15 protein-coding genes are annotated in these 14,653 nt (G+C 51.6%); 13 read left to right on the forward strand and 2 right to left on the reverse strand.

Annotated elements, in window-relative coordinates:
- The first annotated feature begins 337 nt into the window (after positions 1-337).
- The 12 genes from Q9L42_RS02005 (at position 338) to Q9L42_RS02060 (ending at position 11,194) form a co-directional block, all read left to right on the forward strand.
- Positions 338-2,338: an HDOD domain-containing protein gene (locus Q9L42_RS02005; RefSeq protein ID WP_349431801.1), complete on the forward strand. Its 2,001-nt coding sequence runs from the start codon at positions 338-340 to the stop codon at positions 2,336-2,338.
- Positions 2,339-2,387: 49 nt separating this feature from the next.
- A complete protein-coding gene (locus tag Q9L42_RS02010) occupies positions 2,388-2,615 on the forward strand; it encodes a hypothetical protein (RefSeq protein ID WP_305910094.1) in 228 nt (75 codons plus the stop codon).
- A gap of 46 nt (positions 2,616-2,661) precedes the next feature.
- Positions 2,662-3,195, forward strand: coding sequence for a TRAP transporter small permease subunit (locus Q9L42_RS02015; protein ID WP_305910093.1), 534 nt, complete (start codon positions 2,662-2,664; stop codon positions 3,193-3,195).
- Positions 3,195-4,577, forward strand: coding sequence for a TRAP transporter large permease (locus tag Q9L42_RS02020; RefSeq protein ID WP_305910092.1), 1,383 nt, complete (start codon positions 3,195-3,197; stop codon positions 4,575-4,577). The genes Q9L42_RS02015 and Q9L42_RS02020 overlap by 1 nt, the downstream gene beginning before the upstream one ends.
- 14 nt (positions 4,578-4,591) lie before the next feature.
- A complete protein-coding gene (lptM, locus tag Q9L42_RS02025) occupies positions 4,592-4,702 on the forward strand; it encodes an LPS translocon maturation chaperone LptM (protein WP_349431802.1) in 111 nt (36 codons plus the stop codon).
- A gap of 2 nt (positions 4,703-4,704) precedes the next feature.
- Positions 4,705-5,952, forward strand: coding sequence for a diaminopimelate decarboxylase (gene lysA / locus Q9L42_RS02030; RefSeq protein ID WP_349431803.1), 1,248 nt, complete (start codon positions 4,705-4,707; stop codon positions 5,950-5,952).
- A 20-nt stretch (positions 5,953-5,972) separates the two neighbouring features.
- On the forward strand, positions 5,973-6,800 hold the full coding sequence (gene dapF / locus Q9L42_RS02035) for a diaminopimelate epimerase (protein ID WP_349431804.1): 828 nt from the start codon (positions 5,973-5,975) through the stop codon (positions 6,798-6,800).
- Complete coding sequence (locus tag Q9L42_RS02040) at positions 6,797-7,468, forward strand: DUF484 family protein (RefSeq protein WP_305910090.1); 672 nt, start codon at positions 6,797-6,799, stop codon at positions 7,466-7,468. The genes dapF and Q9L42_RS02040 overlap by 4 nt, the downstream gene beginning before the upstream one ends.
- A gap of 5 nt (positions 7,469-7,473) precedes the next feature.
- Complete coding sequence (gene xerC, locus Q9L42_RS02045; protein ID WP_305910089.1) at positions 7,474-8,373, forward strand: tyrosine recombinase XerC; 900 nt, start codon at positions 7,474-7,476, stop codon at positions 8,371-8,373.
- A gap of 225 nt (positions 8,374-8,598) precedes the next feature.
- The gene (locus Q9L42_RS02050) at positions 8,599-9,615 is read left to right on the forward strand and encodes a DUF2333 family protein (protein WP_305910088.1); all 1,017 of its coding nucleotides are present in this window, start codon (positions 8,599-8,601) and stop codon (positions 9,613-9,615) included.
- Between the two features lie 4 nt (positions 9,616-9,619).
- Entirely contained in the window at positions 9,620-9,934 is a 315-nt protein-coding gene (locus Q9L42_RS02055; protein ID WP_349431805.1) for a DUF4389 domain-containing protein, read from the forward strand.
- A 705-nt stretch (positions 9,935-10,639) separates the two neighbouring features.
- Positions 10,640-11,194, forward strand: a complete 555-nt coding sequence (locus Q9L42_RS02060; protein ID WP_305910087.1) for a DUF882 domain-containing protein — start codon at positions 10,640-10,642, stop codon at positions 11,192-11,194.
- A 16-nt stretch (positions 11,195-11,210) separates the two neighbouring features.
- Here the strand turns inward: Q9L42_RS02060 and Q9L42_RS02065 are convergent, their stop codons facing one another.
- Complete coding sequence (locus Q9L42_RS02065; protein WP_305910086.1) at positions 11,211-12,896, reverse strand: L,D-transpeptidase family protein; 1,686 nt, start codon at positions 12,894-12,896, stop codon at positions 11,211-11,213.
- Between the two features lie 144 nt (positions 12,897-13,040).
- Here Q9L42_RS02065 and dinB point away from each other — a divergent pair, with 144 nt between their 5' ends.
- Positions 13,041-14,126 carry a DNA polymerase IV gene (gene dinB / locus Q9L42_RS02070; RefSeq protein ID WP_349431806.1) on the forward strand — a complete coding sequence of 362 codons (1,086 nt, stop codon included), beginning with the start codon at positions 13,041-13,043 and terminating at the stop codon, positions 14,124-14,126.
- Here dinB and yjgA read toward each other — a convergent pair.
- Positions 14,119-14,652 (reverse strand): ribosome biogenesis factor YjgA, encoded by a 534-nt coding sequence (gene yjgA, locus Q9L42_RS02075; protein ID WP_305910085.1) that lies wholly within the window; start codon positions 14,650-14,652, stop codon positions 14,119-14,121. The genes dinB and yjgA overlap by 8 nt on opposite strands.
- Position 14,653 lies beyond the last annotated feature (1 nt).

Below are 14,653 nucleotides of genomic sequence, written 5' to 3' on the forward strand. Positions count from 1 at the left end.
AAACAATTATGACAATTCACAGCGACCTGCAATATATCCAGTCTCTGAGCGTAGCAATTCCCAATTTGAAGATCTAACAGTGCATGAGCTGTGTCTGGCGAGGAGGCTGCCGTCAAGCCTCAGGATATGCCCTAAACATAACGTCAGTTCGGGATATAAGAATTATACAATCCAAAGGGTCAAGACGGCACCAGGTTAAACACAGCAAAAATGCCCAAATATGGGAATGGCTGGTTGCACCGTGATAGCCTTAAGTTTTTTGTCAGATATGCTAGAGGATTCACAGATAATTCGGTGAAAACGGCGCTGAATAGCAATAAAAACATCATAATTTCCTATGAGCATAACGCCTCACGAACTCAACGCCCTCAGGAGCAATGTCCAACAGGCTCTCAATCGCAACACCGATCAGTTACGGCTGATTCCTGCTGCCGTGATCAAACTGTTGCAACTGACCACAGACGAAAACACCAACATAGGCGACCTGAGCAAGGTCATCGACACAGAACCGTCGCTGGCCATGCAAATACTCAAGACCATCAACTCCTCGCATTACAATGTCTCCCAACCGATCAACTCGATACGACAGGCAATTGCGATGCTGGGCTACGCCAATATCCGCGACATTGCGATTAGGCAGCTGTTCTACAGTCAATTGCACGGAGGCCAAGCGTCCAAGTATTTTGATTCGAGTTTCTTCTGGCAACATTGCCTGTTCGTCGCCTCTCTCAGCAAGGCGATCGCGATCAAATTAGACTATCCACATTCAGATCTGATCTACACCGCCGGATTGCTTCACGACATCGGCAAACTGGTGCTGGAAAATCATGGCAAGCTCAGCTACAGCGAGTTCATCGCGACTTATGTCGAAAACGGCTACTCGCTCTTGACAAGCGAACTCAACTTTTATGGCGTGACCCACCAGCAAGTCGGTTATCTCTTATGCAATGATTGGCAATTACCGGACATTATTACCGCCGTCGTGGCCTATCATCATGCCACGGACATCGATGAAATGTTGTCCGAAAAATATGTTCAAGAAATCGCCATCGTCTCCTTCGCCAACTATCTGGCTTGGATTCACGGCATCGGCTCCTTTGCCGCCAACATGCCGCTCAACCTGCCTTCGATAGTGTTCGAATATATCGCACTACAAAAACTAGACTTGGAATCCTTATTGGTTCAAGTCGACCAGGACATGCAAGAGATTGGCGTGTTTTATGGCATCGAATTTCCCGGCACTAAGCAACTGCGCGCCAACCTGGTGCACTCATCGATTGCCTTGAGTCGATCATCACCGTCGGGTCCCGACTCAGCCGAGCCCCAGGCAGCGGAGGAATCGATCAATTTTCTCTCCAGTCTGACCATTCCTCACCAGAGCCTGGACCCGGACACCTTCGTCCCGCAAACCCTAAAAGCGATCGGCGACATCTTTAAGCTGGACCGTATCTATATGCTGAGCATGACGGCCAAACAGCGCTGCCTGGTCGCCAAATATTACTTTCCCGATTCTCTGCAAGGCGATAACGCCGAATTGACGCCAATAAAAATCGATAGTCTCAGCGGCGATCTTTTGACCTGCCTGAGAACTCAACAGGCGTCGATTATTTCCGACCGATACAACAGAAATCATAAGCTGCTAAAAGAAGTTGGCGTCAGTGAATTCGTTTCGGTCCCGATACTGCGCAACAATCGCCTCAGTGCGGTGTTATACGCCGACAATAAATTATCCAGGCGCGCTATTCCAGCCGACATTCTGAACAAAATCACCCCCATCGCCAACGAATTGGGGTCGGCCTTGCATAATGCCAAACGCTTCGAACAAGAAAGAAGCAAGGCAAAAATCGACCCGTTGACCGGATTATCGAACAAAAGAATGCTGACCGATTATCTGCAATGCCTGTTTGAAGACGGCCAGAAGACGCCGGTCAAGATGGCTTTAGGGTTTCTCGACATCGACCATTTCAAAAGCCTGAATGACGATTGTGGTCATCAAAGAGGCGATACGGCCTTGAGGATCGTTGCGCATATCCTGCAAGAATTAAGTCGTAGCGGCGACTTCGTCGGCCGCTACGGCGGAGAAGAGTTTTTATTTGTGCTGCTGGACTGCACGGCTGCCGGCGCCTTTCAATATGCGGAAAGAGTGCGCGCCGACATCGAGGCCAAAGGTCATGTGCTGAAACACCGCTTCAATGGTCACGTCATCACGGCCAGCATCGGTCTCGCGATGTATCAGCCCACCTACACAAACTATCAAGATTGGATTGCCGCCGCCGATAAAGCCATGTACCAGGCGAAAAAAAACGGCCGAAATAAGGTAATTGCGATCAAGCGTTAATTTTCGTCCCGTTGCCTGTCCTGTTCAATGACTGCGCTTAGCGACATTTATGCAACTAATAACACCGCCCAAACCAATACGTACGGCCTGGGGCAGCCTGGCGGCCTGGTGGCTGGCTTACATCATCAATCCGGGGTTTCATGCAGTCGCCGTAATGTTGTTGTTGATGATTCCGATCCTCTTGCTGGATCGCAATATAGCTCCCGCGAAAAAACAACCATTGACGAATGAGACAGACGATGAAAACGGCGATACGATACAGGAAAATTCTGCTTAATCCGGTTTTCAGGTAAAATTGCTTAATTTATCCGCCCGAATAACCTATGAGCAGCAGTCTAGCTATTAGCAAACGCCTCATCTATCTGATCGAACAAATCAACGAATGGACCGGAAAAAGTGTCGCTTGGTTGACCCTGGCCATGGTTCTGACGACCTTCGCCATCGTCATCCTACGCTATACCTTCGATATTGGCTGGATCGCCGTGCAGGAATCGGTTGCCTACATGCATGCGCTGGTTTTCATGCTCGGCGCCGGCTACACACTGAAACATGATGGTCACGTCCGAGTCGATATTTTTTACCAGCGTTGCAGCGTCAAAACCAAAGCCTGGGTAGACTGCCTGGGCGCCCTGCTGCTGCTACTGCCTGTCAGCGTCTTCATCATCTGGAGCAGCTGGGACTATGTCGCGGACTCCTGGCATATTCAGGAAGGATCACGCAACTCGGGAGGTCTGCCCGGTTTATATCTATTGAAAAGCAGCATCATCGTCATGGCCTTTTTGCTGATACTACAGGGTTTTGCGCTGTTTCTGCGCAATTTGCTGACAGCAATCGGCTATCAAGAGGAGACGCAATAATGGACAACGGCATGGCGCTATGGATGTTCGCGGCGGTGTTCATCGTGTTGTTATCGGGCTTTCCGGTCGCTTTCGCGCTCAGCGGCACGGCCTTGTTATTCGCTGGCATCGGCGTACAGTTCGAGTTATTCGATGTCGCCTTTTTGCAGGCCCTGCCCAACCGTCTGTTCGGCATCATGAACAACCAGACGCTGATCGCGGTGCCGCTGTTTGTATTCATGGGCGTGATGCTCGAGCGTGCGCGCATCGCCGAGGACTTGTTGGAGACGATGGTGGAATTGTTCGGCTCGCTGCGCGGCGGACTGGGCATCGCGGTCACCCTGGTCGGCATGCTGATGGCGGCCAGCACCGGCATCGTCGGCGCGACCGTTGTCACGATGGGGTTGCTATCCCTGCCGACGATGCTGCGCAACCAATACAATCCGGCGATCGCCTGCGGCACAATTTGCGCTTCCGGAACGCTGGGGCAAATCATTCCACCGTCGATCGTACTGGTGTTACTCGGCGACGTCATTTCCACCGCTTATCAACAGGCGCAATTGGAAATGGGCATTTTCGCCCCTGAAACGGTCTCGGTTGGGGATCTGTTCGCCGGCGCCCTGCTGCCCGGTCTGGGTTTGGTGGCGCTTTATTTGCTTTATATCACCATCACCGCCTGGCTATCGCCGACGACGATGCCGGCGCCTGAGCAAAAAACCAGAGAGCAAGGTTTTTATCTGCGCGTAACGAAAAGCCTCGCCGCGCCGTTGCTGCTGATTTTCTCAGTATTGGGCTCGATCATGGGCGGTTTGGCGACCCCGACCGAAGCGGCGTCGGTGGGAGCGACCGGCGCTCTCATCCTGGCGTTGGCCAAGCAACAATTATCGCTGGAAAAACTGCTGGATGTGATGCAGAACACGACGCGAGTAACCAGCATGGTGTTCATGATCTTGATCGGCGCCGCGCTGTTTTCTTTGGTGTTTCGAGGCTTTGAAGGCGAAGAACTGATTATCGACATATTATCCGACTTGCCCGGCGGCCAGTTCGGCGCGATGTTCAGCGTCATGTTGGTGATGTTTCTGCTGGGTTTTGTGCTGGACTTTATCGAAATCACCTTTGTCATCGTGCCCATCGTCGGCCCGGTGCTGTTGGCGATGGGACTGGATCCTGTCTGGCTGGGAATCATGATCGCGATCAACCTACAGACCTCTTTTTTAACCCCGCCCTTCGGCTTCGCCCTGTTCTATCTGCGCGGCGTGGCCCCGGCGGAAATCAGCAGCGGCCAGATTTATAAAGGCGTCATGCCGTTTATTTTCATTCAGTTGCTGATGCTTGCCATCCTGGCGTTCTGGCCTCAACTGGCGACCTGGCTGCCAAGCACTCTATACGGCGAAGGCTTATGAACCTGAAAACTGTTATGCCTCTCTTGATGCTGAGCCTGCTGCTGCAGGCCTGCGGACAAACCGGCCCGCTTTATCTGCCCGATGAAGAGCCGCCCATTTATGTACCTGACGAAGAAGACCAATAGCAATGGATTATTTTAATTATCGCGACCAGCAGTTATTCGCCGAGGACGTCGCCGTTGCCGATATCGCCGGCCAATACGGCACGCCCTGCTATATCTATTCCCGCGCCACGCTGGAGCGGCACTGGCAGGCTTTCGATCAAGCCTTTGCCGACCATCCCCACCTGATTTGCTACGCGGTCAAGGCCAATTCCAACATCGCCATTCTCAATATCCTAGCCCGCCTCGGCTCCGGCTTCGATATCGTTTCCTTAGGAGAGATGGAGCGAGTGCTGGCCGCCGGCGGCAGCGCCGATAAGATCGTGTTCTCCGGCGTCGGCAAACGGGAAGATGAAATTCTGGCGGCGCTAAAAGCCGGCATCCGTTGCTTCAATATCGAGGTCAGCGGCGAACTGGACCGCATCAATGCCCTGGCAGCCAGCCTAGGCGTGATCGCGCCGGTCTCATTCCGGGTCAATCCCGATGTCGACGCCAAGACCCATCCCTATATCTCCACCGGTCTGAAAGAAAACAAATTCGGCATCGGCATTCAACAGGCGCTGCAGGAATATCGTCGCGCCGCAAAAATGGACCATATTGAAATCGCCGGCATCGACTGCCACATCGGCTCTCAACTCACCGAAACCCGACCGTTCCTGGATGCTTTGGACAGAGTGCTGGCCGTGGTTGACGAACTCCATGCTGAAGGCATCAACCTGCATCACCTCGACCTAGGCGGCGGCCTGGGTATTTGTTATAAGGATGAGCAACCGCCGCAACCGGACGAGTATGTCTCTGCGGTCCTGGAAAAGCTGGCGGAACGCAACATCGACATACTGTTGGAACCGGGCCGCGCCATCGCCGGCAATGCAGGAATTCTGGTGACTCGGGTGGAATATCTGAAACCGACCGAGGAAAAAAATTTCGCCATCGTCGATGCCGCGATGAACGACCTCGTGCGCCCCTCGTTATATAGCGCCTGGCAGAATATCATTCCAGTACGGCAAGACTCTGCCGTCGAACCTACGAACTGGGACATCGTCGGTCCGGTCTGCGAAACCGGTGACTTTCTCGGCAAGAATCGCAGTCTGTCATTAAGTCAGAACGACCTGCTGGCCGTTCGCTCATCCGGCGCCTACGGCTTCACGATGAGCTCCAACTACAATTCTCGGCCGCGCGCCGCCGAGGTCATGGTCGACGGCGCACAAACACATCTAATCCGCGAACGCGAGTCGATACAACAACTTTGGGCCGGTGAACACCTACTGCCATAATTCAAATTGATAGCTATCTTATGATCCACTTCACTAAAATGCACGGCCTCGGAAATGATTTCGTCGTCATCGACGCCATCAGTCAACAGATAGCCTTAACACCTGATCATATCCGTTTCATGTCCGACCGCCATTTCGGCATCGGCTTCGATCAGCTGTTACTGGTGGAAAAACCGGTCAGCGCCAATGCCGACTTCAAGTATCGCATTTTCAATGCCGACGGCAGCGAAGTCGCTCAGTGCGGCAACGGCGCCCGATGTTTTGCCCGTTTCGTGCATGACAAAAAACTGACCGCCAAACAGGACATTACCGTTGACACCGATGCCGGACAATTAGTGCTTCGACTAGACGAACAGGGTCTGGTGACCGTCAACATGGGCATACCCCGTCACGCCCCCGCCCAAATTCCCCTACGCGCAACCGAGGAGTCGCGCTTTTACAGCGTCGAAGTCAACGACAACGAAAAAGCCTTCGGCGCCGTGTCGATGGGCAATCCGCATGCGGTATTGCAAGTCAATGACGTACGCACCGCTCCGGTCGCCGAACTAGGCGCCGCCTTGGAAAATCATGCATTTTTTCCAGAACGAGCTAATATTGGGTTTATGCAAATTATCGACAGACAGCATATCAAGCTCCGCGTCTATGAACGCGGGGCCGCGGAAACTATGGCCTGCGGCAGCGGAGCCTGCGCCGCGGTGGTGATAGGCATAGAACAAAACCTGCTGGATCACGATGTCAGCGTCGAGCTACCGGGTGGAGCTTTGAAAATCCACTGGTCAGGCCGTGGCCATCCGGTACTGATGACCGGTCCCGCAGTCTCGGTATTCGAAGGAAAAATTGAACTATGACAGACGCACAAGCGCCATTAAGCGCCGATCAGGTAGAAGCTTATTTGCAACAACATCCGGAGTTTTTTCACGACCATCTAGGCCTACTGGAGGACTTGAGCATTCCCCACCCCAGCGGGGAGGCTGTGTCATTGATCTCCAAGCAATTGGAAATTTTTCGCAGCAAACACCAGGACTTGGAAAACCAGCTCAATGCGCTGATTGAAATTGCTCGGGAAAACGACACGGCCTTCAATCGCATGCACGAACTGACGCTATCGATGCTGGAAGCAAAAACGCTGGACCAAGTGATGAGCAATCTGAAACAGGTGTTGTCGGACTGTTTCCTAACCGACTTTGTCTCGGTCAAGGTCATACGCGAACATAGCGATGACAATCCCCTCTTTGTCGCCGCCGACGACGACAATCTGAAACATTTCAGCCAGGAACTGGCCAACAATCAGCCAAAGTGCGGTCGCCTGACATTGGCGCAGGCGCGCTTTTTATTCGCCGATGCGGCAATGGAAGTCAAATCCTGCGCGATCATTCCGATGGCCTTCACCGAACTGGAAGGCTTGCTGGCAATCGGCAGCCGTGACGACACTCGCTTTCACTACAGCATGGGGCATCTGTTCCTGACCCAAATGAGCGAAATCGTCGGCACCCGGTTAATCTCCATACTCGACTGAAGATCATGGATGCAGACGCCAACTCCGCATTGCAATCGTTCCTGCAGTCTTTACAGGTTGAAAAACGCGCCTCTCAACATACCGTCAGCAGTTATCGACGCGATTTGCTGCGCTTGCAGGCATTCTGTGACGACCAACAACTGACGCAATGGGGGGATCTGCAAGCCAACGACATCCGTCAACATGTCGCCGCCCGCCATCGTCATGGCATCGGCAGCCGTACCTTACAACGAGAACTGTCATCGATGCGCAGCTTTTTCAACTATTTGTTGAAAAAGAAACTGGCGTCGCAAAACCCGGCCAAACATATCCAGGCTCCCAAGCAATCTCGGACACTGCCTAAGACATTGGATGTCGACCAGGTCAGCGGCCTGCTCGATACTCCCGCCGATTCGATGCTGGAAATACGCGATCTAGCCATTTTCGAACTATTCTATTCCTCCGGCCTGCGTCTCAGCGAATTAGCGGCTTTGAATCTAAGCGACCTCTCCTTAACGAATAAGACGTTACGGGTGCAACACGGCAAAGGCGGCAAACAACGCGACCTACCGATCGGCGACAAAGCCATACACGCCATCGAAAAATGGCGGCGCCACCGTCCGGAAAGCGCCGACCCGGCGCTGTTCCTGTCCAAGCGGGGAACGCGGCTAGGTCAACGCAGCATACAACTGAGGCTGGAACGCTGGTGTCGAAAAATAGGTCTCCCGGAACATGTCCACCCGCATATGCTGAGGCATTCCTTCGCCAGCCACCTGCTGGAGGCCAGCCAAGATATCAGGGCTGTACAGGAGCTATTGGGACACAGCAATCTCAGCACCACGCAAATATACACCCATCTCGATTTTCAACATTTAGCCGAGATTTATGATCAAGCTCATCCGCGCGCGCGCAAGAAAGTGCGCTAACGCCGGGCAATCGCGCCATGTTGCCGGTGATTGTGATGGCCTGTCACGTAAATCAGAGCGACGGCTTCACCTGTCGAGGGCGAGATAGCGCGACTGCCCTGCACGCTAATGTTTTCATATGGCGGAACAATTTAAAAACATGCTACCATAACGGTAATTTTCTTAGAAAAAACTTAATACTTTTTTCTTTTTGCTCATCCACTTCCAGCGCGGGATTAACTAAAAATGTCAGACAGTACATCAGCTCATGAGGACGCAAAGTCGAAAGGCATACTATGGGGCTTTGGCAGTTTTTTAGGTATTGTTGCTCTTATACTTATCATTCTGGGGGAATGGTGGGGAAGTGAGCCTGGCCCGTTCAATGTTCAGGAAGAGGCGATAAAACGCATGGAAGTCACTCATACCGACCAGATGCCGGTCGGCTATGTGTATGCCAACACCCTGGCTCATATCGCTGAAGTGTTAATGTATAAACCCGGCGGCTATATATCCAATGACGTCGCGCCGCCCGGGGTATTAATCGATAACATCCAAAATTGGGAACACGGCGCCTTGATCATGCTACGGGACGCCACCACGGCCTTGCGCAACCATTTTTCCCGGGATCAATCCCAGTCTGCCGAAGACAAGGACCTCGCCAAAGCCGAACCTTACTTCTATTACGAGCGCAATTCCTGGGCGCTGCCATCAACCGAATCCGAATACGAAAAAGGCATCGAGTCTTTGCACGATTACATGCTGAGACTGCAGGACCCTAACGCTAAAAACCCCGCGCAGTTTTATTCCCGCGCCGACAACCTGTGGCAATACGTTGAAATCGTCATTAAGCGCCTGGGCGGCTTATCCACCCGCCTTGGCGCCAGCACCGACGAATTTTCCGGCGCCGCGCACGGCCCTCCAACCGACCCGGAAGATCTGATGACCAGCACACTGGGCAAGACCCCTTGGCTGGAAATCGATGATGTATTTTATGAGGCTCGCGGCGCGTGCTGGGCGTTATTACATATCCTGAAGGCGGTCAAACATGATTTCGCCGATATTCTACTCGATAAACGCGCAATGAACACGGTGGACATCATGATCCATTCGATGGAACAAGCCTTAACCCCCGTGCTAAGTCCAATGATTCTGAACGGCGGCGGTTTCGGTCTGTTCGCCAACTATTCATTGGCGATGGCCAACTACATCGCCCGCGCCAATGCTTCCGCGCTGGACTTGCGCGACATCATGAACAGAGGTTAATAATATGCAGGAAGAAATCAACGAAAACCTGAAAAAACACAGCACCTGGAAACGCATCTTCTTCATGCTGATTTATACGGTCATCGTTGGCCTGGTCAGAATCCTGCTTTGGGCTGTCATCTTATTGCAGGTTGCATCGACCTTGCTGACAGGCAAGTGCAACAAAAACATCCTCGGCTTCGGCAGCGATTTATCGACCTATTTGTATCATATCCTAATGTTCCTGACCTTCAATACCGATCAACTACCCTTCCCTTTTTCCGACTGGAGTTTGACCGAAGAGTTTGAACGCCCCAGTCTTGATAAAAAAAAGGAATAACTTGGCACTGAAAAAGGGGACAGGCTACTTTTACTGCAGGAAAAAGGGGACAGGCTACTTTTACTGAAGTTTTCCAGTTTTTAGGGGGATCCTGACTCATAGGGTTTTTTTAATGGGTGCGCCATGTTTCACCCAACCCCTGTTAAAAACAATGCCGCTCTAGTACATAGTCAATTTTATTCTGTCGGTAATTGTAAATGTAGGTGCATTTAGCCGCGCAATGCGAATGAATTCGCATCTACCGCAGCAATTCCCATGTCATCAGTTTGATGAAAAAGGGGACAGGCTACTTTTACTGAAGTTTTCCAGTTTTTAGGGGGATCCTGACTCATAGGGGGTGTTTTTAATGGGTGCGCCATGTTTCACCCAACCCCTGTTAAAAACAATGCCACTCTAGTACATGGTCAATCTTATTCTGTCGGTAATTGTGAATGTAGGTGCATTTAGCCGCGCAATGCGAATGAATTCGCATCTACCGCAGCAATTCCCATGTCATCAGTTTGGCGTTCAAAAATGCTCAAACCGGGAATTGTTGATGCCTACCGAGCCCCATCATATATAACATGACTGAGTACTAGGTAATGGGCGAATAGCGCGATTGCCCCGTTAGCCACCCCGCCTTAATAAAAATTTAAGCTAGTTCACAGTAGAATGTAAGCGTTTTGCTAGTATTATTTCACAGACGACAATCAGGCTGCTTCATTTATGGACTATAACATCAACTCATCCCGCCGCCGCTTTCTACAGCAATTATCTTGCACCACCGCCGCACTGGCTCTCCCCAGTCTCGCGACGGCCGCGGTCGAAAAACCGCGCCAGGTTAGACGCCTAGCCTTCGATAATCTGCATACCGGCGAAAAATTGACGTTGACTTATTTCGAGCAAGGCCACTATATCGATGAGGCCTTGCAAGAAATCAACCACCTGCTCCGCGACCACCGATCCGGCGAAATGTTTGCAATGGACCCGGCGCTGTTCGACCTGTTATTTGACATGCAAACGCGACTGGGGAGCCACAGACCATTCCAGGTAATTTCCGGCTACCGCTCTCCGACCACCAATGCAAAACTACAAAAGGCCACCAGCGGTGTCGCTACCAAGAGCCTGCACATGCGGGGCAAGGCCATCGACATCCGCATGGAAGGCGTAGATTCAGCCACAATCAGAAGAGTTGCGATGACGATGCGCAGAGGCGGCGTCGGCTATTACCCCACCTCCAATTTTGTCCATATCGATACCGGCCGCGTACGCTCCTGGTAATCGACCGGCTTCCCTGTTAATCACGAAGCGCTAGGATCAACTGTTGATCGTAACCGTAGATATCGTCAAAAAAATACACCTCATCGCCAATAACCTGGGCAGTACTATAAAAAACCAGCACGGCAATCGAGTCGTTGACGATCACCCGCTGGCTTTCGTCATTTAGCATCGCCGCCCCAATATGTTTGGCTTGCCACTCTTGATGCGAACCCAACACAAACTCGGCAAGCGCCTTAGGCTGTTCTACCCGGATACAACCATGGCTGAAGTCGCGGCGCTGGTAAGTGAATAGTTTTTTCGCCGGCGTATCGTGCAAATACACCGAATAGCGATTGGGAAAAATAAACTTAATCAAGCCCAATGCATTTTTCGGCCCCGGACGCTGACGAACTTTCAGCTTACCGTCCTCCAATAAAGTCAAGCTGGCTTGACTGAATGCCTGCGGCTGGGCATGCTTACCGAAATATTGCACTAACTCCATATTCTGTTTCAGCAGATAATCGGGGTTTTCCCGCACCTTAGGCAAAATTTCTTTGGCGGTAATGTTTTTGGGCACATTCCAATAAGGTCTGAACTCTAGATAGAGCAGATCAGCCATGAATACTGGCGTTTGATTTTTACTGGCGATGCCAACCACGACCTTCATCGATAAATCACAATGGTCCAACACATTGCCAGGTCGGTAAGCGCATAAGCGAAAGGCGGGAATATTCACCAAAATCAGCGCCTGCTCCTTGTTCAATCTTGGCAGCCAACGCATCCTTTCCAAGGCCAATTCTATTTGCCGCACCCGCTCAATCAATGGCGTATTCAACGCCGCTAGGGTTTTTGCGCCAATAACGCCATCGTCAGTCAAACCGTGCAGACGCTGAAAATGTTTGACCGCCATCAGCAATCGTCGATCGTAGCTTTCGCCCTGCGAGTCCTCATGCACTTCCTCGCCCAACAGTCCTAATACAGCCAATTTACGCCTTAACAGCGGCAGCTGAGGGTCGCGATCGCCCTCCCGCAAAGAACCTTGAAACAACAGGGTGGGAAAACGATATTGACGGGCCAGCGCACGATAGCGCGCCAACGCCTTCTTCAGTTGACGGTAGTTTTTGTAATCGGGCTCGATCCACTCCGCCAATTGATGGATTTGTCGACTCTGTACGGCTTTGATAAGCAAGGAAACCAGCGTTTCAACATCGCTGCTCGGCTTAAACCCGAACCGAATGCTCTGCTCGCCAATACGACCCCGCTGCAGGTCGTCCAGGTAACGCATGGTCGCAATGCTAAGCGCGGTGTCAAACAACGCCAAGTCATCGGCGTTAACGACCTTTTGCCCGCGTAATGCCAACCATTCTTTTTTCAGCCTGTCGACATCGTAATCCGCCATCCTTAAGCCGCTCTCCGGCGCTGTTTCTAGCAACTTCAATACTTCAGGCACATGCCCCTCAAAGTCATCGGCTTTGAGCCATAACAAGGAATAGGGAGCCAAAAAATAAAGCTCTTTCAAGGGCTGTCGCAATATATTGAAATCGGGTCTAGACAAATAGGGATGTCCCGTACCGGCTAACACGACCTGCACCGCCTCATCCAAGGCCAATCTAGCCTGTTGAATCTTCGGCCTAGACAAAGCTAAAGTTTGCGTGGATATCAACAGACAACATATCAACAATAATTTGCCTCGAATAATCAGCGCCATCAATTTATTGTTCATTATCTACTCTGCCACCACTCAAACAATACAGCGCCTCCCTGTCGCCTCTTCCAAATCCCGATAATCATTGGTCTAATATGCTATCAATTTTGTTCAATAGCGGCATTTATCATTACAATATTTGTGAACCGTTAACTCTTAAGCATGACAGCAAGCAACTCCCCCCGAAAAATCGTTCACATCGATATGGATGCTTTTTTTGCCGCGGTGGAACAACGCGATAACCCACAATACCGCAACAAACCGATCATCGTCGGCGGCAAGCCGGATGCCCGAGGCGTCGTGGCGACATGCAGCTATGAAGCCAGAAAATATGGCATCCATTCGGCGATGCCGTCGTCACAGGCCTATCGGCTTTGTCCGCAAGCTATTTTCATCAAACCCCGTTTCGAAGCCTATAAGGAAGCCTCCAGCATTATCCGCAGCATTTTCGCCGACTATACCGAGTTGTTTGAGCCGCTATCGCTCGATGAAGCCTATCTGGATGTCAGCGACGTCTCCCGTTGCCAAGGTTCGGCGACGCTGATCGCCATGGACATCAAACAACGTATCCAGCAACAAACAGGCCTAACCGCGTCGGCCGGAGTTTCCTACAATAAATTTCTGGCCAAAATCGCCTCGGACATCGATAAACCGAATGGGCTATACCTGATTTCTCCAGATCAAGGACCGTCATTTGTCGAGCAACTGCCGATAGGCAAATTTCATGGCATAGGCAAAGCCACCGAAAAGAAAATGCATGCTTTAGGCATCCAAACCGGCCATGATTTAAAAAAGCTGCCGCTGGCGTTGTTATTACAGTATTTCGGAAAATCGGGGCAACATTATTACAATATCGCCCGCGGCATAGACCCACGGCCAGTCAATAATCACCGCCCCAGCAAATCGGTCGGGGTGGAAACGACTTTTCAGCACGACCTAGCAGACCGAGACATCATCATGCGGCAGCTACTGATGCTGTTCAACAAGGCCCTGAAAAAGCTGGTCGGCAAACAGCTGACGGCGCATACCGTTACGATCAAGATCAAATATCAGAACTTTGTTCAGATCACCCGCAGCAGAACCTTGCCGACGGCGATCACCGATGCCTCCGGGCTCGAGCCGATCTTTGCCGAGCTGCTGAAGGACACCGATATCGGGGTCAAAAAAGTTCGCCTACTGGGAGTCACCTTGTCTTCGCTGCAAAAACCGACGTTGCAAGCTTATCGACAACTGGATTTATTCAATTAGCGCTCTCAATCAACTCCTTCAGATAGCGATACAACAGCCTCGCCGATTTAGGAGCTTTCTCGGCTTTTAGCTCTTTGCCGGCATTGCGCATCAACTGCCTTAGATGTTGACCGTCTGCGTGAGGAAACTTGTCTAGCAGCTGGGTCAATTGCTGATGGCCATTCTCCCCCAATAACTGATCGCGCCAACGTTCAGCCTGATGATGCTCTCTGACTGCATGGGCGCTTTGACTCTTAAGCCGCGCCAACTTCTCCTGCAAAGCCCCGATATCCATTTTGCGCAGCTGCGCGGTGATGTATTTAAGCTGTCGTTTTCTGGCGCCCTTATGGGGCATTTTTGCCGCTTCCAGCAACGCCAACTGAAGCTCATCCGGCAAATTCAAGGTGTCGATTTGTGCTTCGGTCAACTCGCAGATCTCCTCCGCCATCGCGGAAATAGCGGCGATTTCTCTTTTTATCTGCGTTTTATTAGGACGTTCCGCATATTCGAATAACGCCTCGTCATCCTCGTAATATTCTTCTTGCATA

Origin of the sequence: Methylomarinum sp. Ch1-1 (assembly GCF_030717995.2) — a bacterium.
GTDB lineage: Bacteria > Pseudomonadota > Gammaproteobacteria > Methylococcales > Methylomonadaceae > Methylomarinum > Methylomarinum roseum.